This window comes from Mycolicibacterium sp. CBM1, assembly GCF_054073305.1.
In genome coordinates, this window is sequence record NZ_JBSXPP010000001.1 from 444,560 (window position 1) to 467,485 (window position 22,926).

At 67.7% G+C, this 22,926-nt stretch carries 22 protein-coding genes and 1 tRNA gene; 16 read left to right on the plus strand and 7 right to left on the minus strand.

The window, feature by feature from the left end; translation table 11 throughout:
• Positions 1-4: 4 nt before the first annotated feature.
• Positions 5-439, minus strand: a complete 435-nt coding sequence (locus ACXDF8_RS02165; RefSeq protein ID WP_457221588.1) for a hypothetical protein — start codon at positions 437-439, stop codon at positions 5-7.
• Between the two features lie 77 nt (positions 440-516).
• On the opposite strand from ACXDF8_RS02165, the gene ACXDF8_RS02170 reads away from it, so the two are divergent.
• On the plus strand, positions 517-1,158 hold the full coding sequence (locus tag ACXDF8_RS02170) for a TetR/AcrR family transcriptional regulator (RefSeq protein ID WP_457221589.1): 642 nt from the start codon (positions 517-519) through the stop codon (positions 1,156-1,158).
• A gap of 165 nt (positions 1,159-1,323) precedes the next feature.
• Complete coding sequence (locus ACXDF8_RS02175) at positions 1,324-3,018, plus strand: GH12 family glycosyl hydrolase domain-containing protein (RefSeq protein ID WP_457221590.1); 1,695 nt, start codon at positions 1,324-1,326, stop codon at positions 3,016-3,018.
• Here the strand turns inward: ACXDF8_RS02175 and ACXDF8_RS02180 are convergent.
• Positions 2,962-3,894: an SDR family oxidoreductase gene (locus ACXDF8_RS02180; protein ID WP_457221591.1), complete on the minus strand. Its 933-nt coding sequence runs from the start codon at positions 3,892-3,894 to the stop codon at positions 2,962-2,964. The two genes, ACXDF8_RS02175 and ACXDF8_RS02180, sit on opposite strands and share 57 nt — an antisense overlap.
• An 88-nt stretch (positions 3,895-3,982) precedes the next feature.
• Between ACXDF8_RS02180 and ACXDF8_RS02185 the strand changes: the two genes are divergently transcribed.
• A complete protein-coding gene (locus ACXDF8_RS02185) occupies positions 3,983-4,897 on the plus strand; it encodes a LysR family transcriptional regulator (RefSeq protein WP_457221592.1) in 915 nt (304 codons plus the stop codon).
• Positions 4,898-5,109: 212 nt separating this feature from the next.
• On the opposite strand, the gene ACXDF8_RS02190 is transcribed toward ACXDF8_RS02185, so the two are convergent.
• Positions 5,110-5,919, minus strand: a complete 810-nt coding sequence (locus ACXDF8_RS02190) for a hypothetical protein (protein ID WP_457221593.1) — start codon at positions 5,917-5,919, stop codon at positions 5,110-5,112.
• Positions 5,920-6,007: 88 nt separating this feature from the next.
• Between ACXDF8_RS02190 and ACXDF8_RS02195 the strand changes: the two genes are divergently transcribed.
• The gene (locus ACXDF8_RS02195) at positions 6,008-6,220 is read left to right on the plus strand and encodes a hypothetical protein (RefSeq protein WP_457221594.1); all 213 of its coding nucleotides are present in this window, start codon (positions 6,008-6,010) and stop codon (positions 6,218-6,220) included.
• A gap of 197 nt (positions 6,221-6,417) precedes the next feature.
• Positions 6,418-7,818 (plus strand): 13E12 repeat family protein, encoded by a 1,401-nt coding sequence (locus tag ACXDF8_RS02200; RefSeq protein WP_457221595.1) that lies wholly within the window; start codon positions 6,418-6,420, stop codon positions 7,816-7,818.
• 129 nt (positions 7,819-7,947) lie between these two features.
• On the opposite strand, the gene ACXDF8_RS02205 is transcribed toward ACXDF8_RS02200, so the two are convergent.
• A tRNA-Leu gene (locus tag ACXDF8_RS02205) sits at positions 7,948-8,030 on the minus strand.
• A gap of 225 nt (positions 8,031-8,255) precedes the next feature.
• Here ACXDF8_RS02205 and ACXDF8_RS02210 point away from each other — a divergent pair.
• The 7 genes from ACXDF8_RS02210 to pknB all read left to right on the plus strand — a co-directional run bounded on the left by ACXDF8_RS02210 (position 8,256) and on the right by pknB (position 17,942).
• Positions 8,256-9,668 (plus strand): FHA domain-containing protein, encoded by a 1,413-nt coding sequence (locus ACXDF8_RS02210; protein WP_457221596.1) that lies wholly within the window; start codon positions 8,256-8,258, stop codon positions 9,666-9,668.
• Between the two features lie 150 nt (positions 9,669-9,818).
• The gene (locus ACXDF8_RS02215; protein WP_457221597.1) at positions 9,819-10,286 is read left to right on the plus strand and encodes an FHA domain-containing protein FhaB/FipA; all 468 of its coding nucleotides are present in this window, start codon (positions 9,819-9,821) and stop codon (positions 10,284-10,286) included.
• Positions 10,283-11,872 carry a PP2C family protein-serine/threonine phosphatase gene (locus ACXDF8_RS02220; protein ID WP_457221598.1) on the plus strand — a complete coding sequence of 530 codons (1,590 nt, stop codon included), beginning with the start codon at positions 10,283-10,285 and terminating at the stop codon, positions 11,870-11,872. Before ACXDF8_RS02215 ends, ACXDF8_RS02220 begins: the two co-directional genes overlap by 4 nt.
• Complete coding sequence (locus tag ACXDF8_RS02225; RefSeq protein ID WP_457221599.1) at positions 11,869-13,272, plus strand: peptidoglycan glycosyltransferase RodA; 1,404 nt, start codon at positions 11,869-11,871, stop codon at positions 13,270-13,272. Before ACXDF8_RS02220 ends, ACXDF8_RS02225 begins: the two co-directional genes overlap by 4 nt.
• On the plus strand, positions 13,269-14,744 hold the full coding sequence (pbpA, locus tag ACXDF8_RS02230) for a D,D-transpeptidase PbpA (protein ID WP_457221600.1): 1,476 nt from the start codon (positions 13,269-13,271) through the stop codon (positions 14,742-14,744). Before ACXDF8_RS02225 ends, pbpA begins: the two co-directional genes overlap by 4 nt.
• Positions 14,745-14,775: 31 nt before the next feature.
• Positions 14,776-16,065, plus strand: a complete 1,290-nt coding sequence (locus ACXDF8_RS02235) for a protein kinase domain-containing protein (protein WP_457221601.1) — start codon at positions 14,776-14,778, stop codon at positions 16,063-16,065.
• Positions 16,062-17,942, plus strand: a complete 1,881-nt coding sequence (pknB, locus tag ACXDF8_RS02240) for a Stk1 family PASTA domain-containing Ser/Thr kinase (protein ID WP_457221602.1) — start codon at positions 16,062-16,064, stop codon at positions 17,940-17,942. Before ACXDF8_RS02235 ends, pknB begins: the two co-directional genes overlap by 4 nt.
• Here the strand turns inward: pknB and ACXDF8_RS02245 are convergent.
• Both ACXDF8_RS02245 and ACXDF8_RS02250 read right to left on the minus strand, forming a co-directional pair.
• The gene (locus ACXDF8_RS02245; RefSeq protein ID WP_457221603.1) at positions 17,926-18,711 is read right to left on the minus strand and encodes an aminodeoxychorismate/anthranilate synthase component II; all 786 of its coding nucleotides are present in this window, start codon (positions 18,709-18,711) and stop codon (positions 17,926-17,928) included. The genes pknB and ACXDF8_RS02245 overlap by 17 nt on opposite strands.
• Positions 18,712-18,739: 28 nt before the next feature.
• Positions 18,740-19,531 carry a DUF881 domain-containing protein gene (locus ACXDF8_RS02250; protein WP_457221604.1) on the minus strand — a complete coding sequence of 264 codons (792 nt, stop codon included), beginning with the start codon at positions 19,529-19,531 and terminating at the stop codon, positions 18,740-18,742.
• A gap of 49 nt (positions 19,532-19,580) precedes the next feature.
• Between ACXDF8_RS02250 and crgA the strand changes: the two genes are divergently transcribed.
• Both crgA and ACXDF8_RS02260 read left to right on the plus strand, forming a co-directional pair.
• A complete protein-coding gene (crgA, locus tag ACXDF8_RS02255; RefSeq protein ID WP_457221605.1) occupies positions 19,581-19,862 on the plus strand; it encodes a cell division protein CrgA in 282 nt (93 codons plus the stop codon).
• A 156-nt stretch (positions 19,863-20,018) separates the two neighbouring features.
• Positions 20,019-20,432 carry a PH domain-containing protein gene (locus ACXDF8_RS02260; RefSeq protein WP_457221606.1) on the plus strand — a complete coding sequence of 138 codons (414 nt, stop codon included), beginning with the start codon at positions 20,019-20,021 and terminating at the stop codon, positions 20,430-20,432.
• 15 nt (positions 20,433-20,447) lie between these two features.
• Here ACXDF8_RS02260 and ACXDF8_RS02265 read toward each other — a convergent pair whose 3' ends face one another.
• Positions 20,448-20,975 (minus strand): peptidylprolyl isomerase, encoded by a 528-nt coding sequence (locus tag ACXDF8_RS02265; protein WP_457221607.1) that lies wholly within the window; start codon positions 20,973-20,975, stop codon positions 20,448-20,450.
• Positions 20,976-21,081: 106 nt separating this feature from the next.
• On the opposite strand from ACXDF8_RS02265, the gene cwsA reads away from it, so the two are divergent.
• Positions 21,082-21,501, plus strand: a complete 420-nt coding sequence (gene cwsA / locus ACXDF8_RS02270) for a cell wall synthesis protein CwsA (RefSeq protein ID WP_457221608.1) — start codon at positions 21,082-21,084, stop codon at positions 21,499-21,501.
• An 8-nt stretch (positions 21,502-21,509) separates the two neighbouring features.
• Complete coding sequence (locus tag ACXDF8_RS02275; RefSeq protein ID WP_457221609.1) at positions 21,510-22,868, plus strand: L-serine ammonia-lyase; 1,359 nt, start codon at positions 21,510-21,512, stop codon at positions 22,866-22,868.
• Positions 22,869-22,926: the final 58 nt, after the last annotated feature.

Here is a 22,926-nt window from a genome sequence, read left to right on the forward strand (position 1 = left end):
TCTGTCAGGCGGCCGCGACCGCGGGTTCGGGCGCTCGACGATGTTCGGGGGTGTCGGCCTTGACCAGCCATGGGTGGATCAGCGGACCGGCCACCGCCACGACGGCGGCCAGCCCCACCGCTACCCAGAGGTCGGCGTTGGCGATCGCGCTCTCCAGGCCCAGCCCCGCTGCGACGGCCAGCGCGACGATGGCGAACTTGGCCAGCAGGAACCTGCCGATCGGGTGGTGCGCGACGTGCCGACCGCGGCGCGCCGCCCACTTACGCACCACCGTGGTCACCGCCATCACAGCGGCCATCAGCACGATGAGCCGAAGCGCGTGCTGCCACGGTGAGCTGTCCCCCTGGGCCAGCCAAAGCGCGCCGAGTTTGACTCCGACGATGAGGTAGGCGATTCGGATCAGCACCGGCCGCGGAATCCGCCGCCACAAATCTGTCATGACTGACAGATTAGAGCGAAGTGTCAGTCCTGACAACAATGCGGTCGGCGACGGCCAAAGATGTCATAGTTCTTCCCATGACTGCTGGCCTCGGCAAGCGGGAGGCGCACAAGATCGCAACCCGGCACGCCATCCAGTCGGCGGCCGACGCGCTGTTCGACTCACGTGGCTACGCGGAGACCACGATCAGGGACATCGCCGATGCGGCCGGCGTCACCGAACGGACCTTCTTCCGCTACTTCTCCGGCAAGGAGGCGCTGCTGGTCCGCGACATCGAAGAGCTACTTCCGGCTCTGGCTGCCGAGATCCGGCAGCGCCCCGCTGCCGAGACGCCGCTGGAGGCTATCGAGAAGTCTTTCCTCGCCATGTTCGGCCAGCTGCGGAACACCCGGCCCAACCTGTCGTGGCTGTTTCACGACGGCCCGCCGGGGCCCAAGCTGGCGAAGTCGACGCCCGGTTTGCTGCTGCGGTTCGAACAGGAGATCGTCGATGCCCTGCTCGACCGCCTCGACCGCGACGACGGCCCGCGACCCGACGAGGAGTTCGCCGCACAAGTTCAGGCACGCTGCGCGGTGGCGACGCTGCGCAGCGCCGGCATCCGATACTGGCAACTGGGCCAGCGGCCGACCGCACGCCCCAACGAAGTCGCACTGATCACGCAGGCGTTCGACATCCTGCGGCGAGGGGACCGAAGCGCGGCCACGGGTCGCCCGGCATAGGAGCGGGTGCTCATCACCGCGGGTCGCACGCGATACCCGTTGTGGCAGTTCGTCATTCGGGCAACCTGATCGCCGACTTCAGCGTTAGGCCGCCGCCGATGTGACGATTTAGTTAATATCCCCTGGAGCAAACGACCGCGTGACGAGGCCACCGTGAGGATGCAGATGCCGACGAACACTCCCGCCGACCCCTCGCATCGTGTCGACATCGCCGCATCTGGTCATCGGTGGCGAACCGCGACATGGCCCGTGACGAGGTCGGCCCGCTATTTCGGGTGGGTTTTCGCGGTCGCGGTGACGGTCGGGGTCGGCTCGGCGATCGCGTCCTCGCCCACCGCGTCGGCCGACACGACCGCGTCGCCCGGTGCGCGGTCGTCGGCACCGGCAGGCGCGGCCAGTTCGGTGGGGCACAGCCCACCACGACATCACGTGCCCTCGCGTGCGGTCAGCACAGCGCCGGGCGCCACTGCGCGCCGGTCCGCCAGCATCGGCACCGGCGGACGTGTGACGAGCACCGACGTTCGGGCTGTTTCATCGGACACTCCCGGCGCGCGGGCGGCGGTGGTCGGCTGGCAACCGGGCAGTGTCCTGCGGTTCTTCGTCGGCAACGGAACAGCGGACCGGCCCGACGCAGGAATCCTGCTCGGCAACGGTTACAGCTACACCGGCTACGGGGGAGCGTGTACCAGCGGCGCCTGCGACGGCGGCCGGGGCGGACTCGTCGGCAATGGGGGCAACGGCTACCACGGCGGCAACGGCGGATCGGCCGGCTGGTTCGGTGCCGGTGGCGCCGGCGGGGCCGGCGTCACCGGAGGCACGGTCAACGGCGGCAACGGCGGGGCCGGTGGGCTGTTCGCGGGCAACGGCGGCAAGGGCGGCGACGGCGCAGATGCCACCGTCGCGGGCGCCGACGGCGGGGCCGGGGGAGCCGGTGGCAATGCCGGCCTGCTGTCGCTGGTCGGAGATGGCGGCGACGGCGGGGCCGGTGGTGAGGCAGCCCAGGGCGGTGCACCGGGCGCTGGTGGGGCCGGTGGCCGACCCGGCCTGATCGGCCAGAGCGGCGCGCCCGGTGCTGCGGGCAATTCCACCGGCGGCTCCGGTGGCTCCGGTGGCTCCGGCGGCTCCGGTGGCGACACGGTGATCTCCACCCAATACGGCACGACGACCATCCAGGACAAATACGTCGTGCAGAACAACGCCTACAACAACGGCGCCAACAACCAGACGATCACCGTCACCGACACCGGCTTTTCCATCACCGTCCAGAACGGTTCGGCCGCAACCAACGGCGCCCCGGTCTCGTACCCGTCGGTCTACCTGGGCTGCGCCTACAGCAACTGCTCGCCGTCGAGTCCGCTACCCATCCAGATCAGCCAGATCCAGAGTGCGACCACCAGCATCAGCTACACCTACCCGAACGATCCCAGCTACATCTACGACGCGTCCTACGACATCTGGGCGGACCCGACACCGAAAACCACCGGGGTGAACCAGCAGGAGATCATGATCTGGTTCAACAAGCAGGGCAGCATCCAACCGATCTCATACAGCTACAACTCCCAGGGCAACGCCGTGCCGATCGCCACCACCACGATCAGCGGGGTGAGCTGGAACGTCTATCAGGGCAACAACGGCGCGAACAATGTGGTGTCCTACGTTGCGGTCTCACCACCGGTCGCATCGGCGACCAACCTCGATGTCCTCGCCTTCCTCGCCGATACGGAACTGCGGACAGCGAACTTCGCCCAACCGGTGACCGACGCCTGGTACCTCACCAGCATCCAAGCCGGTTTCGAGCCCTGGTCAGGCGGTGTCGGCCTTGCGGTCGACACCTTCTCCGCGACGGTCACCACCAACTAGCGGTCGAGGTCTTGGGGCGGAGCAGGTTGTCGCACGTTGAAAAGCGTTGCGGTGGCTCATGGCCCAGTCGCCGAAGCTGGTAGGTGGGCGCCCGGTGATGTCGTGGACCGCGTGGGTGACAACGGCCGGCTCACTGACCTCGAACGCCCATTGACCCATGAGGAGGTCGAGGTACTCGGGAGGCAACACCTTCCCGTACAGGTCACGGGCCTCCGAATCCGGCAACACCGTGATGCCGACCGGCTGTTCGATGGCCTCGCTGATGAGACCGACCTGCTCGCGCATCGTCAACGAGGCTGGGCCGGTTAGTACGACCTTCTGCCCGTCGATCGCCTCGGTGGTGAGCGCGTGCACGGCGACGGCGGCAATGTCTTCATCGGCGATGGGGGCCTGATGGGACTGCGGGAACGGTAGGCCGACATTGCGGTGATCACGAATCTGACCAGCCCAGAACCGAATTGCATTTCGCGCAAATGCGCCGGGGCGCAGACACACACTTGCGAAGCCGCCGTCGTCGACGGCCCGCTCGACGGCAAGGTGGCGCTGCTTGTTGTATTCGACAAACGCCTCATCACGGGTGGTGTCGATCGTGGACAGCACGACGACTTTGCTGACCCCAGAGGCCTTCATCTCGTCGACGAGTCCGGCAAGGGCGGACGGCCGCGCGAAGCTGTAGAGGAAGACGGCGTCGACACCATCGAGTGCGGGCCGCATCGTGTGCGGCTCATCCAGGTCGCACGGAACCGCCTGCACCCATGGCCACCGCGTGGAATCGGGTCGGCGGCATGTCGCGCGCACCTGCGCTCCTGTGTCGCGCAGCTGATCGATGATCGCGGCTCCAACGCCGCCGGTGGCCCCGGTCACCAGTACTCGCATAATCCGCCTCCCATCGAGTCGATGCTGACTCTAGGAACGGCACCAGTATCAATGCCAATCATGATTCATGATGTGCAATATTCACTGGGTGAATCTGTCGGGAGTGGACCTCAACCTTCTCGTCGTGCTCGATGCAGTCCTCGAGGAGCGCAGTGCCACGAAGGCCGCGGCGCGGCTACATCTGACGCAGCCGGCGATATCCAACGCACTGGGGCGACTGCGCACCCTGTTGAGCGACCCCTTGGTAGTACGTTCCGGTCGTGGTCTGAGCCCCACCCCGGCAGCGCTCGCCATACAACCCCGCCTGCAGGCGGCGTTGCGCTCGCTGGATGGAATTGTGAGGGATCTCAACGACTTCGACATGGCCTCGACCACCCGCGAGTGGGCCATCGCCTTCGCCGACCTGTACGGCCCACTGTTGTTGCCGGGGCTTCACCGTCGCCTGCAGCAGCTGGCACCTCAGTCCAGTCTTCGCGTGTTGGCACTAGACCGGATCAGCGTCACCGACGCGTTGGCCACCGGTGAACTCGACCTGTACTTGGGCATTCCCACCACCACCCCGTCGGCGTGGCATTCAGAACCGGCGTTCACCGACGACCTCGTCGGCATTGTCGCCCGGGACCACCCCGCAGCAGCCGGGGTCATGGCCCTCGACCGGTTCGTCGAACTGCCCCACGCGCACGTCCGCATCAGCCCGGGGCGGGGAGGCGAGGTTGACGACGCCTTGGCCCGACTCGGTCTCACCCGGCGCATTCAGCTGATAGTCCCGCACTACAGCTCGCTGTTCCCGGTCGTTGAGGGCGGCCACTGCATCGCGGTGGCCCCTCGCCGCCTGGCCCAACATCACTCCCACAGTTCGGCGATCACCCTCTTCGAACTGCCGCTTGTCTTGCCCCGCTACGACGTCAGGCTCTATTGGCACACGCGGGTCGACAACGATCCCGGGGTCGGCGCTCTTCGCCACCTCCTGCACGAGGTACTCGACACCACCGACGCGCGGTAACCCCCGCGCGACCGCAGTGTAGGCGGCCGGCTGCCGTGACACCTCCTGCAGGGAAGGCGCGTATTGCAGTGCGGCCGAGTCGAGTTCGCCCTTGAGTCCGCGCAAGCCCAGTAGCTCGCTGCTCAACCGCGCGGTGAGAAGATCCGACCCACCGATCTCTCCGTGTTGGGCCTTCACCGGCCGTACCCCGTCTGGCCGGACCGCGTGCGCACTCACAGGATCTCCTGGGCGGACTCACCGTGCAGGCGGCCCAATTCGGCTGCGATCTCGGCCAGGGTGTCGATGTCCTGGCCATCGCGGTACAGCATCAAGCCGACGGCCCCACGAGTCATCGACGACATCTGGATCAGGTCGGCGGCAAAGCCGATCGTGCGCGTCACGAGGGTTGGCTGCACCTCGCCGTGCCAGATCAGCTGTAGGTGCGCGGGCATGCCGACGTCGACTTCCAATGCGTTGACCGGTTGGTAGACGTTCTCGCTGATCATCTCCAGGTCGTCGAGGCTGAACGCATGGACCGCGTGGGCGTCGGTACCGACCACGATGAGCAGTGGATCGTTCATCACGTAGCCGTGCATGTGATACACGGTCGGGAGGATGACCAGCGTGGCGCCGGGTCGACTGAGCACGTCGAGGTGCAGTGTCGGAGGTTCGATGCCCGAGGCTTGCACGATCGTGTCGACCAGGATCCGCTGGCCAGACTCCGACCAGCGCCGCACTGTACGGCTCGAGGGCGGCTCGGCGCCCCGGGGCTCACGTTCGTGCTGGGCGATGGCGAAAGTGTTGAGCCGGTCTTCGGTATTGCCCGTATAGCCGAGCCCACCCAGATGGGCGAAAGCGGCGGCCACATCGCGGCTGCGGTTGCGTCGCCGGATCCCGTCGATCACCAGGAATGCCTGCTCGAAGTCACCATGGGCCAGCAGGGCGGTAATGGTGGGGCAATACACCAGATTTTCTGCGGTGACGCCCCCCGGGCGGTCAATCAAGCTGTCCAGCTCAGCGGCGACCGTCGCGACAATGCCCATCGAGCCCCCATGTCAATTTCATGTCACGACTTCCGGCTGCGAACCAAGGAGCCTAGGTGGTATCCGAACAGTACGAAGGAGTTGCGGCATGGCACGGCCGAAATCCAAGAACCCCGGCGGGGCGCCACTCCGCCCTCGTCGAACGTCGATCTGGGACGCGGTCATCGCCGCAACCATCCACGGGTGGTCGGCAACCATGCGCCTGTGCGTCCTGCTGGCGGTGATCTGCACTGCCCTCATCGTGGCAGCGCTGCTCAACGCGCGGCTGCTGACCGCGCTGACCACGCTGTTCGGCCGCTGAGGACACGCAAGATCGGCAGCGAACAGCCGCCTTGCTTCCAGCGATGCGAGCGTGAGCAGTTCTTGTCTCGGAACATTCCGTCACAGGGGTCGGGAGCTCGTGAAAGGGGCGTTACCGATCGAGGCAAACCCACCGGGTTCTTGACGAGTCGCACTGACCACCGAAACTTGTCGGTGGTCGAATGTATGTTCGATAACATGATTCAGTGGTGCGCCGCCGACAGCGATGCACCGGCTGCGCTTGTCGACCTCGTGGAGGCATTGACCCACTTGTCCGATTTAGAGCTGGCGGGTCTGCCTCCACGCGAGATCGTGACGGCCCTGCAGTCGCTGCAGCTGGTGCGCAATGCGCTGCCTGCCGTCGAACACCGGCTGCTGGCCGCGCTGCAGCGCCAGACGACACCCGCCGAGATGGGCGAGGCACCGACCTGGGCAGTGTGGTTGCGTGACCTGCTGCTGTTGTCATCGGCTGAGGCGCGCCGTCGGGTAGATCATGCCGAGGCGCTCGGGCCACGCGCCGCACTGACGGGCCAACCCCTTGGACCCGAACTGCCGGCGACGGCTGCCGCCCAGGCTGACGGGCTGATCACGGAAGCGCACGTCGCGGTGCTGGCCGACTTCGCCGCGCGGATTCCCGACGGTGTCGACCCGCAGGAGGTCGCCGAGGCCGAAGCCAACCTCGCCGAGCTGGCCGCTGCGTTCACGCCCGAAGAACTCCGCACACTGGTCGCCAAGCAGCTCTACTGCTGGAATCAGGATGGTCAGTTCACCGACGCCGACCGTGCGAAGAAACGCGGAATCGTCATCGGCAAGCAAGGCCCGGACGGCATGAGCCGAATCGTGGGCTGGCTGACCCCGGCGATGCGGGCCAAATGGGAAGCGGCCCTGAAGAAAGAGGCCGCCCCGGGGCACAACATTCCCGAGAATCCCACCGTCCTGGGCGCGGGGACCACCGAAGATCAGATCAAGGCCGACACGCGCACGCCCGCTCAGCGCAACCACGACGGGATGGAAGCCTTGCTCACCGCGTTCCTGGCCGCTGACGTCCTCGGCACCCACCGCGGGCTACCTGTCAAGCTCATCATCCGCGCCGACCTGGCTGACCTCGAAGCCCGCGCCGGCCACGCGTTGACCTCCAGCGGGTCAATGATGCCCATCTCAGATGTCATCGCACTGCTCGACGGCAAGCAGGCGCACAACTATCTGGCCATCTTCCAGGGCGCAAAGTCATTGCAGCTCAACGAAGGCCGATCCAAGCGTCTCGCCACCGCCGCCCAGCGCCTGATGCTGTTCGCCCGTGACGGCGGCAGCACGCGGCCGGGATCGACCACCCCGTTCGACCATTGCGAGGTCAACCACAACATCAGATGGGCCGCTCCACACAACGGGCCGACGGACATCGACGGACTGTCGCTGATGTCGGGACCTGACAACCGCATCCTCGAAAAGGGCGGATACACGGTCACCCTCGGCAACAGAGGTATCGAATGGCGGCCGAGCCGCCGATCCACCCGCCGCCGACCACCCCGCAACTACTACTTCAACCCCCATCAGATCCTGAAGAGAGGGGACTGCGCAGACGGCACGGATCCGCCATGACCAGCCAGGCCACACCATCCACTCGCCGATCACTGTGACCAGGTCTTGGTCACAAGCCGCGTCGCGACGTCGTTGCGCCCACCAACAGAGAAACCCCGGCCGAAGCCGGGGTTCATCCGCTCAAAAATGTGGGCGAAGGGGGACTTGAACCCCCACGTCCCGAAGGACACTGGCACCTGAAGCCAGCGCGTCTGCCATTCCGCCACTCGCCCAAAACAACCGGGGGAGCGTATCACGATCAAGGGGGTCAACCTCAAACTGCGCCCTCGGCTCAGACCAGCCTAGCGACCGTCGTCACACTGCCTCGCGTGCGTGCCTGACCTGGTGGAACGTGATTCTCAGAATTCTCATGGTGACGGGGCATCGACCTGGGCCGATACCATGCAGATGAATATTGGCGACCCGCGACACGCTGCGGTCTCGAGCTAGGCGGTGAGATGAGTAACCAGAAAGGTCTGGTTCAACGCATCGAGCGCAAACTTGAGAACACCGTCGGTGACGCGGTCGCCAGGGTGTTCGGCGGATCGATCGTGCCTCAGGAGGTAGAAGCCCTGCTGCGGCGGGAAGCCTCCGACAATGTGCAAACGTTGTCGGGCGAGCGTTTTTTGGCCCCCAATGAATACGTCATTACGCTCAGTGCGTCTGACTTCGGCAAGGTCAGCGCCGATCGCGATCTCACCACGGACACTTTTGCCAGACACTTGGACGGATACATCCGTGATCAGGGGTGGCAAACGTATGGTGAGGTGGTCGTCAGGTTCGAGCAGTCGCCGAACTTGCACACTGGCCAGTACCGTGCGCGCGGTGTCGTCAACCCCGACGTCGACCCCCACTCGTCCGTTGCCATACCCGCCCCAGGACAATCGAACCAGGCGTACACCGCAGAACCAGGAGTACCAGCGATGAGCGACAACCCGAACTACCGCGGCGACCAGGGTCAGGGGCGGCCCGGCGACGACTATTACGACGACCGCTACCCGCGTCCGCAGGACGATCAGCGCCCGGCCGGCGAGCCGCGCGCGCCCTACCAGCCCGAGCAGGGCGGCTACCCGCCGGCTCCGCCGAGCGAGCCGGGTTACGGCCAGCGGCCGAGCTACCCCGACCAGGGTGGCTACCCGGGCGGTCCCGGCTACGGCCAGGGCTACGAGCAGCGTCCCCCGGCCGGTGGCGGCTACGGCGGCGGCTACGACCAGGGCTACCGTCAGGCTCCGCCGCCCGGATACGGCGCGCCGTCCTACGGCCCGCCGCAGGGCTACCCGCCGGCCGCCCCGCCCGCCGGTGACTACGACTACGGCCGCGGTCCGGGCCGTCACGAGGACGCCGGCTACGGCCGTCCCGAGCCTCGCCCGGCCTATCCGGACCAGGGCGGCTACGACTACGGCCAGGCCGGTGGCGCCTACGCCCCTCGTCCCGAGTACGGCCAGCCGGAATACGGCCGCCCCGAATACGGCCAGGGCGGTTATGCCGACCCCGCGGTCCGCGACTACGACTACGGCCAGCAGGGCGGCGGTTACGCCGGCTACGCGCAGCCGCCGGTCGAACAGGGCGGCTACCCGACCGCCGGGCATGCGGTGACCCTGCAGCTCGACGACGGCAGCGGCCGCACCTACCAGCTCCGCGAGGGCGCCAACGTCATCGGCCGCGGCCAGGACGCCCAGTTCCGGCTGCCCGACACCGGTGTCTCGCGCCGGCACCTGGAGATCCGCTGGGATGGCCAGGTCGCACTGCTCTCGGACCTGAACTCCACCAACGGCACCACGGTCAACAACGCCCCGGTGCAGGAGTGGCAGTTGGCCGACGGCGACGTCATCCGGCTGGGCCATTCCGAGATCATCGTCCGCGTTCACTGAGGTCTGCGGGGGCCGCGCCTTGGGCGATGCGGAGTGGCTTCACCCGCAGACCCACTGGCGTCCCAGTATCGTGACGGTGCCGAAGGTGGCTCCGTACCAGCTGCTTTTGCCGGCACGACGACAGCGGCACGAGGACGGAGAGGACGCCGGATGCAGGGACTAGTTCTGCAGCTGACGCGTGCCGGTTTCCTGCTGCTGCTGTGGCTGTTCATCTGGTCAGTGCTGCGCATTCTGCGCAACGACATCTATGCCCCCACCGGTGCGGTGATGGTTCGCCGGGGCCTGGCGTTGCGCGGCTCGCTGCTGCCCTCGCGCCAGCAACGCAACACCGCCCGCCACCTGGTGGTTACCGAGGGAGCGCTGGCCGGCACCCGCATCACGTTGGGCAGCCAGCCGGTGCTGATCGGCCGGGCCGACGACTCGACCCTGGTTCTGACCGACGACTATGCCTCGACGCGGCACGCCCGGCTCTCGCCACGCGGTGCCGAGTGGTACGTCGAAGACCTAGGATCGACCAACGGCACATACCTCGACAGGGCGAAGGTGACGACGGCAGTACGCGTTCCGCTCGGCACGCCGGTTTCCATCGGCAAGACGGTAATCGAGCTGCGCCCGTGACCCTTGCCCTTCGCTATGCCGCCCGCAGTGACCGCGGCCTGGTGCGCGCCAACAACGAGGACTCCGTCTACGCCGGCGCCCGACTACTGGCGCTTGCCGACGGCATGGGCGGCCACGCCGCCGGCGAGGTGGCCTCCCAGCTGGTGATCGCCTCGCTGGCCCACCTCGACGACGACGAACCCGGCGGCGATCTGCTCAGCAAGCTCGACGAGGCGGTGCGCGACGGCAACTCCGCGATCGCCGCGCACGTCGAGATGGAGCCCGAACTCGAAGGCATGGGCACCACGCTCACTGCGATCCTGTTCGCCGGCAATCGGCTGGGCCTGGTCCACATCGGCGACTCGCGCGGCTACCTGCTGCGCGACGGCGAGCTGACGCAGATCACCAAAGACGACACCTTCGTGCAGACCCTCGTCGACGAGGGCCGCATCACCGCCGAGGAGGCCCACAGCCACCCGCAGCGCTCGCTGATCATGCGGGCGCTGACCGGCCACGAGGTCGAACCCACCCTGATCATGCGGGAAGCCCGCGAGGGTGACCGGTACCTGCTGTGCTCCGACGGCCTGTCCGACCCGGTCAGCCACGACACCATTTTGGAAGCCCTGCAGATCCCCGACGTCGCCGAGAGCGCTGATCGCCTCATTGAGCTGGCCCTGCGCGGTGGCGGTCCGGACAACGTCACCGTGGTGGTCGCCGAGGTCGTCGACTACGACTACGCCGGGCAGACCCAGCCGATCCTGGCCGGAGCGGTCTCCGGCAACGACGACCACGTCGCCCCGCCCAACACCGCCGCCGGCCGCGCCTCGATCATCGCCCCTCGCCCGGCCGCCGCCAAGCGTGTGATCGCCGAGCCCGAACCGCCCCCCAAACCGCGCTCCCACAAGCGGATCGCCATCGCGGCCGCGGTGGTGGTGCTGCTGGTACTGGCCGGGCTGGCCGTCGGCCGGGAGATCATCCGCAACAGCTACTACGTCAGCGCCTACAACGGCACGGTCGCCATCATGCGCGGCGTCGAGGGCTCGATCGTCGGCTATCCGCTGCAGGAGCCCTACCTGTTGGGCTGTCTCAACGATCGCGACGAGCTCTCCCAGATCAGCTACGGCCAGGCCACCGAGCAGCTGGGCTGCCAGTTGATGCGCCTGCAGGACCTGCGCCCCTCCGAGCGGGCCCAGGTGTCGGCCGGACTGCCCGCCGGCACGCTGGACAACGCGATCGGGCAACTGCGGGAACTGGCCCACAGCTCGCTGCTGCAGCCGTGCGCGCCGCCGCCGACCGCCACCCCGACGCCCACACCGGCCCCCAGCGCACCCACCGCTCCGGGGCCGGCGCCCACCTCGGCACCCCGGTCCTCGACGTCGGCGTCATCACCGTCGCCGAGCACCACCGCAACCACCACCCCGGCGACCACCGTCGCCGCTCCCTCGCCGGCGCCGAGCGCATCGGCCACCCCCACCGTCACTGACGAAAGTGACTCTTCCGCAACCACTTCGGTCGTTCCCGCACCGTCACCCTCGCCGTCGCCGACCGTCACCCAGTTGCCCGCGGCTCCACAAAAGCCGGGTACCGATTGCCGGGCGGCGGCATGAGCACCCAACCGCAGTCACCCGTCGCGTTGACCCCCGCGACGCCTACCCGGCGCAACGCCGAACTGGCAATGCTGTGCTTTGCCACGCTGATCACCGCCGTCGCGCTGATGATCGTGGAGGCCAACCAGGAACAGGGCATCCGGTGGGACCTGGCCAGCTCCACGTTGGCATTCCTGACCCTGTTCGTCTGCGCGCACCTGGCCATCCGGCGCTTCGCGCCCTACGCCGACCCAGTGCTGCTGCCCGTCGTCGCGCTGCTCAACGGCCTCGGCCTGGTAATGATCCATCGCCTCGACCTGGTCAACGGCGCCATCGACCAAGCCCGCGGCCCCAGCGAGGAGCAGCAGATGCTGTGGACGCTGGTCGGCGTGGTCGGCTTCTCCCTGCTGGTGGTCTTCCTCAAGGACCACCGGATCCTGGCGCGCTACGGCTACACCTGCGGGCTGGCCGGTCTGGTGCTGCTGGCGATCCCGGCGCTGCTGCCGGCTCACTTCTCCGAGACCAACGGCGCCAAGATCTGGATTCGCCTGCCGGGCTTCAGCATTCAGCCCGCCGAGTTCTCCAAGATCCTGCTGCTGATCTTCTTCGCCGCGGTGCTGGTGGCCAAGCGCAACCTGTTCACCAGTGCGGGCAAGCACTTCCTGGGCATGGACGTGCCTCGACCGCGCGACCTCGCACCGCTGCTGGGTGCCTGGATCGCCTCGGTCGGTGTCATGGTCTTCGAAAAGGACCTGGGCACCTCGCTGCTGCTCTACGCATCGTTCCTCGTGATGGTCTACATCGCCACTGAGCGGCTGAGCTGGGTAGTCATCGGGCTGACGCTGTTCGCGGTGGGCAGCGTGGTGGCCTACCACCTGTTCGGCCACGTCCGGGTGCGGGTGCAGACCTGGATGGATCCGTTCGCCGATCCCGAGGGCGCCGGCTACCAGATGGTGCAGTCGCAGTTCAGCTTCGCCACCGGCGGCATCTTCGGCACCGGGCTGGGCAACGGCCAGCCCGGCACCGTGCCCGCCGCCTCGACCGACTTCATCATCGCCGCGGTCGGCGAGGAACTGGGCCTGGTCGGCCTGGCCGGGGTGCTGATGCTCTACACCATCGTGATCGTGCGCGGGCTGCGCACGGCGATCGCGGTGCGCGACAGCTTCGGCAAGCTGCTCGCCGCCGGGCTGGCATCGACACTGGCGATCCAGCTGTTCATCGTCGTCGGCGGCGTCACCGGGTTGATCCCGCTGACCGGTCTGACCACGCCGTGGATGTCCTACGGCGGCTCGTCGCTGGTGGCCAACTATCTGCTGCTGGGGATCCTGGTCAAGATCTCCCACGCTGCCCGTCGACCGATCATGGGCAACCCACAGCCGTCCATCGCGGCGGCCGGTACCGAGGTGATCGAGCGCGTATGAACACTTCGCTGCGCCGCATATCGGTGATGATCATGGCCTTGGTCGTGCTGCTGTTGCTCAACGCCACGATCACCCAGGTGTTCCGCGCCGACGCCCTGCGTGCCGACCCGCGCAACCAACGGGTGCTGCTCGACGAGTACTCCCGCCAGCGCGGCCAGATCACCGCCGGCGGGCAGCTGCTGGCGTATTCGGTGTCCACCAACGGCCACTACCGGTTCCTACGGGTCTACCCGAATCCCTTTGTCTACGCACCGATTACCGGTTTCTACTCGCTGCGCTACTCCAGCACCGGGCTGGAACGCGCCGAGGACGGCATCCTCAACGGATCCGACCAGCGCCTGTTCGGACGCCGGCTGGCCGACTTCTTCACCGGCCGCGATCCCCGCGGCGGCAACGTCGACACGACGATCGTGCCGCGCATCCAGCAGGCCGCCTGGGAAGCCATGCAGCAGGGTTGCAACGGCGGCTGCAAGGGCTCTGTGGTGGCGGTGGAGCCGTCGACCGGAAAGATTCTGGCGATGGTGTCCTCACCGTCGTACGACCCCAACCTGCTGGCCACCCATGACACCGAGGAGCAGGGCAACGCGTGGCAGCAGCTGCGCGACGACCCAGGCTCGCCGCTGACCAACCGCGCCATCGCCGAGACATTCCCACCCGGCTCCACCTTCAAGGTGATCACCACCGCCGCGGCACTGCAGGCCGGCGTCACCGACACCGACCAGCTGACCGCCGCGCCGCGGATCCAGCTGCCCAACAGCACCGCCACCCTGGAGAATTACGGCGGAACGCCGTGCGGAAGCGGCCCGACGGCGTCGCTGCGCGAAGCGTTTGCCCGGTCCTGCAACACCGCATTCGTCGAACTGGGTATCCGGGTGGGTGCAGAGGCGCTGCGCAACACCGCGCAAGCGTTCGGGTTCGACACCCCGCCGGCGCAGATCCCGTTGGAGGTCGCCCAGTCCACCATCGGGCCCGTGCCCGACGCCGCCGCACTGGGGATGTCGAGCATGGGGCAGAAGGACGTAGCGGTGACACCACTACAGAACGCGTTGGTCGCGGCGGCGATCGCCAATTCCGGTGTGATGATGCAGCCCTACCTGGTGGACAGCCTCAAAGGACCGGACTTGTCCAACATCAGCAGCACCGCGCCGCAGGAGCAGCGGCGTGCGGTGTCGGCGCAGGTCGCGGCTAAGCTGACGGATTTGATGATCGGCGCCGAACAGATGACCCAGCAGAAAGGGGCGATCCCCGGCGTGCAGATCGCATCGAAAACCGGCACCGCCGAGCATGGCACCGACCCCCGCAACACCCCGCCCCATGCCTGGTACATCGCGTTCGCGCCGGCGCAGAGCCCGAAGGTGGCCGTCTCCGTGCTGATCGAAAACGGTGGCGACCGGCTCTCGGCGACCGGCGGTGCCCTCGCTGCGCCGATCGGACGGGCCACGATCGCGGCCGCTTTACAGGGGACATCATGAGTACCCGATGCCGAGCGAAGCGAGGCGAGCAATGAGTCCCCGCGTCGGTGTGACGCTGTCGGGCCGGTATCGGCTACAGCGGCTGATCGCCACCGGCGGCATGGGTCAGGTGTGGGAGGCCGTCGACAGCCGGCTGGGGCGCCGCGTCGCCGTCAAGGTCCTCAAGGCGGAGTACTCCTCGGACCCGGAGTTCGTCGAACGCTTCCGCGCCGAGGCCCGCACCGTCGCCATGCTCAACCACCCCGGCATCGCCGCGGTGCACGACTACGGCGAGACGGACATGGACGGCGAGGGCCGCACCGCCTACCTGGTGATGGAACTGGTCAACGGTGAGCCGCTGAACTCGGTCATCAAACGCACCGGGCGGCTGTCGCTGCGGCACGCGCTGGACATGCTCGAGCAGACCGGGCGCGCCCTGCAGGTGGCCCACGCCGCCGGTCTGGTGCACCGCGACGTCAAACCCGGCAACATCCTGATCACCCCGACCGGTCAGGTGAAGCTCACCGACTTCGGTATCGCCAAGGCCGTCGATGCCGCACCCGTCACTCAGACCGGCATGGTGATGGGCACCGCGCAGTACATCGCGCCGGAGCAGGCGCTCGGCCATGACGCCACTGCCGCCAGCGATGTGTATTCACTGGGAGTCGTTGGCTACGAAGCAGTTTCGGGCAAGCGGCCGTTCACCGGTGACGGCGCGCTGACAGTGGCGATGAAGCACATCAAGGAGACTCCTGCGCCGCTGCCCGCGGACCTGCCGCCCAATGTGCGCGAGCTCATCGAGATCACCCTGGTCAAGAACCCCGGCATGCGCTACCGCAACGGCGGTCAGTTCGCCGACGCCGTTGCCGCCGTTCGAGCCGGCCGCCGGCCGCCGCGGCCCAACTCCGCACCGACCATCCGCGCGACGCCCGCGTCGATCCCGGGCAGCTCACCGCGGATGCCGGCGGCGCCAGCCACCGGGATGCGGCCCCGCGCCACCACCGGAAGCCATCGGCCGCCGCCGCCTCGGCGAACGTTCTCCTCGGGTCAGCGAGCGCTGCTGTGGGCCGCCGGTGTGTTGGGAGCGCTGGCCATCATCAGCGCGATCCTTATCGTGCTGGCCGACAAGGACCGCAAAGATAACGCGCCCGTCGAGCAAACCGTCACCGACACCGTCAGCCCGTCCACACAGTCCGCCCCGACGGGTTGGACGGATGGCCCCCGCACCGGTCATCCTGGAGAACAAATCGGGACAATCCGATTCGCCGCCGCGACCGTGGCCAGTCTCCCCTCGGGTGCTGCGCGGGCCCAACCTGATCGATACGACGAGATACCGCAATGACCACCCCACAGCACCTGTCCGACCGCTACGAGCTGGGTGAGATCCTCGGCTTCGGTGGCATGTCCGAGGTGCACATGGCCCGCGACACGCGGCTGCACCGCGACGTGGCGGTCAAGGTGCTGCGCGCCGACCTGGCCCGCGACCCCAGCTTTTACCTGCGATTTCGCCGCGAGGCCCAGAACGCGGCCGCGCTGAACCATCCCGCGATCGTGGCGGTCTACGACACCGGCGAGGCCGAGACCGCCAACGGTCCGCTGCCCTACATCGTCATGGAGTACGTCGACGGGGTCACTCTGCGCGACATCGTCCACACCGATGGCCCGATGCCACCACGTCGGGCCATCGAGATCATCGCCGACGCCTGCCAGGCGCTGAACTTCAGCCACCAGCACGGCATCATCCACCGCGACGTCAAACCGGCGAACATCATGATCTCCAAGTCCGGTGCGGTGAAAGTCATGGACTTCGGTATCGCGCGCGCCCTGGCCGACGCCGGAAACAGCGTCACCCAGACGGCCGCGGTGATCGGCACCGCCCAGTATCTTTCCCCCGAGCAGGCCCGCGGTGAGCCGGTCGACGCCCGCTCCGACGTGTACGCGCTGGGCTGCGTGCTCTACGAAGTGCTCACCGGTGAGCCGCCGTTTGTGGGTGACTCCCCGGTGGCAGTGGCCTACCAGCACGTCCGCGAAGACCCGGTCCCGCCGTCGCAGCGGCATGCGGGGATCTCGCCCGAGCTGGATGCTGTGGTGCTCAAGGCGCTGGCCAAGAACCCTGACAATCGCTACCAGACTGCCGCCGAGATGCGCACCGACCTGGTGCGGGTGCACAACGGCGAGGCGCCCGAGGCTCCGAAGATTCTCAGCGCCGCCGAGCGGACCTCGCTGCTGTCGGCCACCCCCCGCCCGTCGCACAGCGACCACACCGAGCAGATTCCCCGCCACACCGGGTCATCGGACGGCGACCGCGCCGGCGGCTCCATCGGCCGTTGGCTGATCGCCGTCGCGATCCTGGCCATCCTCACCGTGGTGGTGACCGTGGCGATCAACATGGTCAGCGGCAATCCTCGCAACGTGCAGGTGCCCGACGTGCGGGGGCAGTCCCAGCAGGACGCCGTCGCCACGCTGCAGAACAAGGGCTTCAAGATCCGTACCGCCCCCAAGACGGACAACACGATCCAGCCGGACAAGGTCATCGGCACTGATCCGGCGGCCGGCTCGATGGCCGCCGCGGGTGACGACATCACCATCAATGTGTCGTTGGGTCCCGAGCAGCGCACGGTGCCCGACTGCACACAGGGCATCAGCTACGCCGAATGTGTGAAGAAACTCAAGGACGCCGGCTTCCTGAAGTACAAGGAGGTGCCCGGGACCTCGACGCCGGAGCAGCGCGACAAGGTGGTGCAGACCATCCCGGCCGCCAACCAGTCAGCGGCGATCACCAATGAGATCACTGTCGTCGTCGGCAATGGGCCACAGACCGCCGAGGTTCCGGTGGTGGCGGGCCAGCCCGTCGACGTCGCGGGTCAGATCCTGACGGCATCCGGTTTCCAGAAGCAGCTGCCGGTTCAGGTCGACAGCACCGAGCCGAGTGGTCAAGTCGTGGGCACCGATCCGGCAGCTGGCCAGACGGTGCCACAGGACACCCTGATCCAGATCCAGGTGTCCAAGGGCAACGAGTTCGTCATGCCTGATCTTCGCGGCCAGTTCTGGACGGATGCGGAGCCGAACCTGCGCGGACTCGGCTGGACCGGCATCCTGATCAAGGGCCCGGACGCCCAGAACAGCGGTCAGCGTTCGAACGCGGTCGTCACCCAAAGCCCGTCGGCGGGAACGCCGGTCAAGTTCAGCGACCCGATCACGCTCAGCTTCGCGTCGTAGTCGCCAGGTCACCGGCGGCGTTGATCCCCCGGTCGCTGCGCTCCTGCCCGCCGAGTGCGTGGCGGACGGTGTCAGCGACCTCCTGCTCGAGCCGGCGCACCAGCGCCTCGTCGGGACCCTGACCGCAGTAGCCGAGCCAGTTGGCCAGCATCCGGTGCCCGCCCTCGGTGAGGATCGACTCCGGGTGGAACTGCACACCGTGAATGGGGAGTTCGGTGTGGCGCACCGCCATGATGACGCCGCCGTGTTCTATCCCGTCGCTTCGCTCGCCCTGAGCACCTATCCCGTCGCTTCGCTCGCCCTGAGCGGTCCTTGCCGTCACCTCCAACTCGGCCGGGACCGTGTCGGGCAGGATCGTCAGCGAGTGATACCTGGTCGCGGTGAAGGGATTCGGAAGCCCTTGCAGCACACCAACATTCGTGTGGTACACGGTGCTGGTCTTGCCGTGCAGCAGCTCCGGTGCGCGGTCGACCGTTCCGCCGAACGCCACCCCGATCGCCTGGTGGCCCAGGCACACGCCCAGTAGCGGAGTGCCGGCCGCCGCGCAAGCCCGGACCAGCGGGATGGACGCCCCGGCCCGCTCCGGACTGCCAGGGCCGGGACTCAGCAGCACCCCGTCGAACTCGGCGGCCACGGCATCGATCTCGGCCTGCCCGCTCAACCGCGCGTCGTCATTGCGCCAGACCTGCGCATCCACCCCGAGTTGGCCCAAATACTGGACGAGGTTGAACACGAAGCTGTCGTAATTGTCGACGACCAACACCTGCATCAGGCCAGGTTACCTGGGGTGCGCCAACTCAATATCCGACGGGACCCGCCGGCTGGGCGTAGCGCATCCGCACCGGCTCGGTGTAACCGGCGACATCGACGTCGCCACGCACCTCCTCGGTGTAGCCCAGCCCGAATCGGACCACGTACTGCTTGTACAGCGTCACCAACGGCGCTGCGGCCAGCGCGGCCTGCATGGCACCCGCGTCACCGATGGCCGTGATGACGTACGGCGGGCTGTAGGTGCGCCCGTTGAGCAGCAGGGTGTTGCCGACGCAACGCGGTGCGGAAGTCGCGATGATGCGCTGGTCCTGCATCTGGATGGCCTCGGCGCCGGCGCTCCACAGCGCGTTGAGCACCGCCTGGATGTCCTGCTGGTGGACCACCAGGTCGTCGGGGGAGGCATCGCGCGGAAACCGGCCGTAGGCGTCGCGCTGGGCGTCGGACAGCGTCACGACCAAACCGGGCCCGTGTACCGGGTCCAGGCCGGCGTCACCGCTCAACTCGTCAGCTCGGGCCAGCATCGCCGCCAGCGCGGTGCCTGCCGAGGCGCCGTGGGTGGAGTCGATCTGCGACGCCAGGGCGTCGCGCTGGGAGCTGAGCCGGTCGACGGAACTCTGGGCATCGTGAACCAGGTCGACCAGCCGGGGAGAGTCGCTGCGGCGGATCTCACTGCCGCCGGAGACGCTGTGGGTGGCGGCCAGCAGCAGACCGGCGAGCAGGCACACCACCGGCACACCGAATCGCCACGGCGAGCGCTGCGGGCTCGTCGTCGCTGATGCCGGAGTTGTCTGGTGCGTACGTCGCTGCGTTAATCTCATAGTCGATCTGCGCACCATCGTCGCAGAAGATCCCGGCCCGAAGGTACCCATGCCCAAGTCCAAGGTTCGCAAGAAGAACGACTTCACCGTCAACGCGGTCAGCCGCACCCCGGTCAAGGTGAAGGCGGGACCGTCGAGCGTGTGGTTCGTGGTGTTGTTCATCAGCCTGATGCTGATCGGGCTGATCTGGCTGCTGGTCTTCCAGCTCGCCGCCTCCGGCTACGACACACCAAGTGCCCTGCAGTGGATGTCCAACCTGGGCCCGTGGAACTACGGCATCGCCTTCGCGTTCATGATCACCGGGCTGTTGCTGACGATGCGGTGGCGCTGACCGGCGGCGAGCAGACTAGTGGATCCTTGCTGTGTTATCAGCGTTTCAGGACTGGCAACCTTCTGGTAATCCAATCACACGCATGTGATTCATCCCCATTGTTGATAGCGCCTGTGGATAACTCCATCGGTCGGGCTAGAAGCACACAAGGACCCCGTGCAGCAAACTGAGTGGGCGCCCAGCGCCACCGCCGTCGCAGGTCTTGGCATCGCAGGCGTGCTGATGGCTATCGCGTGTGTGACGGTCGTCACAGATCCACCCGGGCGGATCCTCACTGGGATTGCCGCGGCCGGACTGGTGGCGTTCGCGCTGGGGTCATGGCGGGCCCGGCCGAAGCTCGCCATCACCGCCGACGGCCTGGTGTACCGGGGCTGGTTCCGCACGCAGACACTGCACCGCACGGACATCAGCCTGATCCGCATCACCGAGTTCCGCCGGATCGGGCGCAAGACGCGCCTGCTGGAGATCGACACCAGCGCCGACCGGCTGATCGTGCTCAGCCGGTGGGACCTGGGTGCCGATCCGCTCAGCGTGCTCGACGCACTGACCGACGCCGGCTACGCGGGGTAGCCGGCGCCTGTTGCGTCAGGAGATGGTGATCGACTCGATCACGACCGCCTCGGTGGGGCGGTCGTTGCGATCGACGGCGGTGGTGGCGATGGCGTCGACGACCTTCTGCGACTCCGGGTCGACGACCTCACCGAAGATGGTGTGCCGGCGGTTCAGGTGCGGCGTCGGGCCGACGGTGATGAAGAACTGCGAGCCGTTGGTACCCGGGCCCGCGTTGGCCATTGCCAGCAGGTAGGGCTTGTCGAACTGCAGCTCACCGTGGAACTCATCGGCGAACTTGTAGCCGGGGCCGCCGCGGCCGGTGCCGGTCGGGTCGCCGCCCTGGATCATGAAGCCGTCGATCACCCGGTGAAAGACGGCGCCGTCGTAGAACGGTCCGGAGGTGCTGCCCGAAGCATTCTGCGTCGAGTACTCCTTGGTGCCCTGGGCCAGGCCGACGAAATTGGCGACGGTCTTGGGGGCGTGATTACCGAAGAGGGCGATCTTGATGTCGCCGCGGTTCGTGTGCAGGGTCGCGGTCGCGGTTGCAATGGGGCTCGTCACGGGATGCCAGTGTGCCACCACCGTCGTCTGCCCCATCTCGCGGCCACCCTCCGCGGTGCTGTGGCAGTGTTGATGCGACGAAGCTGCCAGGGCAGGGAGGATCCACATGGGCCGCAAGACCGAACCCAAACTCACCTCACGCGAGCGGCTGACGCGTGGGCTGCACTACACCGCGGTGGGCCCGGTGGACATCACCCGCGGAGTCGTCGGTATCAGCGCCCACTCGGCGGAAGCCGCTGCAGCCGGGATCCGGCGCCGCGCCCGCGAAGCCCGCGCCGTGCGCGACGACGTCGCGAAAGAGGTCGCCAAGGAAGCGGCCGCAGTCAAGCAGGTGGTAGCCGAGCTGCCGCAGGCCCTGCAGGAGGCACGCAAAGCCCCGCGCCGGCGCCGCCGTCGGCTGCTGGTGTTCGGGGGGCTGGGGCTGGCGGTGATCGGTGGGGCCGCGGCGCTCGTCGTGATTCGGCGGTCGTCCCAGCCGGAACCGTCCGCGCTGCCGCCCAGCGTCGAGGTCACCCCCAAGCTCTAGCGCACACCGTGGCCGTCAGTGTCTTCGACCTCTTCTCGATAGGGATCGGCCCGTCGAGCTCGCACACCGTCGGACCGATGCGAGCCGCCGCCCGCTTCATCGACCGGTTGGCAGCGACGGAAATGCTCGACGCCGTGCACCGGGTACACGTGCAGCTCTACGGTTCCCTCGGCGCAACGGGCACCGGGCACGGCACCGTCGCCGCGGTGGTGCTCGGGTTGACCGGCGCGGACCCGGAGACGGTGGATCCCGACGTGGTCACCACCCTGGTGCAGGCGGTGCGCGACCAGCGGCGCCTAGCACTGCCGGGCAGCCGGGTGATCGATTTCGACATCGATACCGATGTGCCGATGAGCCTGCAGCGCTTGGACTTTCATAGCAACGGGATGGAATTCACCGCGTTTCGTGCCGATGGGACCGAGCTCGATCGGCGCATCTACTTCTCCGTCGGCGGCGGCGCGGTGCTCGACGAGGACGAGGCGGCCACCCCGGCCACCGCCGATGCTGATGTGCCCCATCCCTTCAGCACCGCAAAGCAATTGGTGGCGCTGGCCGTCGACCGGGGTTGCAGCATCGCAACCCTGATGGCCGACAACGAACGGGCGCTGGCCCGACATCCCGATCTGCAAGCGGGGGTGTTGCGGATCTGGGCGGTCATGCAGCAGTGCGTGACCGCGGGGCTCAGCCATGAGGGTGTCCTACCGGGCGGGCTGGGGGTTCGGCGCCGGGCCGCGCAGCTGGCCGCCCAGCTCGAGCGCAACCCCGACGACCCGCTGTACGCGATGGACTGGGTGACCGTCTACGCGCTGGCCGTCAACGAGGAGAACGCGGCCGGCGGGCGCGTAGTCACCGCCCCAACCAACGGCGCGGCCGGTGTCATCCCGGCCGTGCTGCACTACTACCGCCGGTTCGTTCCAGGGGCCAGCGACGAGGGCGTCGTGCGATTCCTGTTGACCGCAGCGGCAATCGGCGTGCTGTTCAAGTCGAATGCGTCGATTTCCGGTGCCGAGGTGGGCTGCCAGGGCGAGGTCGGTTCGGCGTGCTCGATGGCAGCGGCCGGGCTGACGGCGGTGCTGGGCGGGTCGCCCGCCCAGGTGGAGAACGCCGCCGAGATCGGCATCGAGCACAACCTCGGCCTGACCTGTGACCCGGTGCGCGGGTTGGTGCAGATCCCGTGCATCGAGCGCAATGCTGTTGCGGCGGTCAAGGCGATCACCGCGGCGCGGATGGCGATGCACGGCGACGGCACCCACTTCGTCAGCCTGGACACCGCGATCAAGACGATGCGCGATACCGGCGCGGACATGGCCGACAAATACAAGGAGACCGCGCTCGGCGGGCTGGCCCTCAACGTCGTGGAGTGCTGAGGGCTCCGCGACGGGACCCGCGACGCGACGGCCGCCCGCCGAATGAGACGGTCAGCGC

Bases quoted from the DNA above. Each gene is read 5' to 3' on its own strand.
- ACXDF8_RS02250 (WP_457221604.1), bottom strand. From the start codon at position 19,531: ATGAGATTAACGCAGCGACGTACGCACCAGACAACTCCGGCATCAGCG.
- cwsA (WP_457221608.1), top strand. From the start codon at position 21,082: ATGGGCCGCAAGACCGAACCCAAACTCACCTCACGCGAGCGGCTGACG.
- ACXDF8_RS02210 (WP_457221596.1), top strand. From the start codon at position 8,256: ATGAGTAACCAGAAAGGTCTGGTTCAACGCATCGAGCGCAAACTTGAG.
- ACXDF8_RS02175 (WP_457221590.1), top strand. From the start codon at position 1,324: ATGCCGACGAACACTCCCGCCGACCCCTCGCATCGTGTCGACATCGCC.
- ACXDF8_RS02225 (WP_457221599.1), top strand. From the start codon at position 11,869: ATGAGCACCCAACCGCAGTCACCCGTCGCGTTGACCCCCGCGACGCCT.
- pknB (WP_457221602.1), top strand. From the start codon at position 16,062: ATGACCACCCCACAGCACCTGTCCGACCGCTACGAGCTGGGTGAGATC.
- ACXDF8_RS02200 (WP_457221595.1), top strand. From the start codon at position 6,418: ATGATTCAGTGGTGCGCCGCCGACAGCGATGCACCGGCTGCGCTTGTC.
- ACXDF8_RS02170 (WP_457221589.1), top strand. From the start codon at position 517: ATGACTGCTGGCCTCGGCAAGCGGGAGGCGCACAAGATCGCAACCCGG.
- pbpA (WP_457221600.1), top strand. From the start codon at position 13,269: ATGAACACTTCGCTGCGCCGCATATCGGTGATGATCATGGCCTTGGTC.
- ACXDF8_RS02165 (WP_457221588.1), bottom strand. From the start codon at position 439: ATGACAGATTTGTGGCGGCGGATTCCGCGGCCGGTGCTGATCCGAATC.
- ACXDF8_RS02235 (WP_457221601.1), top strand. From the start codon at position 14,776: ATGAGTCCCCGCGTCGGTGTGACGCTGTCGGGCCGGTATCGGCTACAG.
- ACXDF8_RS02245 (WP_457221603.1), bottom strand. From the start codon at position 18,711: ATGCAGGTGTTGGTCGTCGACAATTACGACAGCTTCGTGTTCAACCTC.
- ACXDF8_RS02180 (WP_457221591.1), bottom strand. From the start codon at position 3,894: ATGCGAGTACTGGTGACCGGGGCCACCGGCGGCGTTGGAGCCGCGATC.
- ACXDF8_RS02215 (WP_457221597.1), top strand. From the start codon at position 9,819: ATGCAGGGACTAGTTCTGCAGCTGACGCGTGCCGGTTTCCTGCTGCTG.
- ACXDF8_RS02190 (WP_457221593.1), bottom strand. From the start codon at position 5,919: ATGGGCATTGTCGCGACGGTCGCCGCTGAGCTGGACAGCTTGATTGAC.
- crgA (WP_457221605.1), top strand. From the start codon at position 19,581: ATGCCCAAGTCCAAGGTTCGCAAGAAGAACGACTTCACCGTCAACGCG.
- ACXDF8_RS02195 (WP_457221594.1), top strand. From the start codon at position 6,008: ATGGCACGGCCGAAATCCAAGAACCCCGGCGGGGCGCCACTCCGCCCT.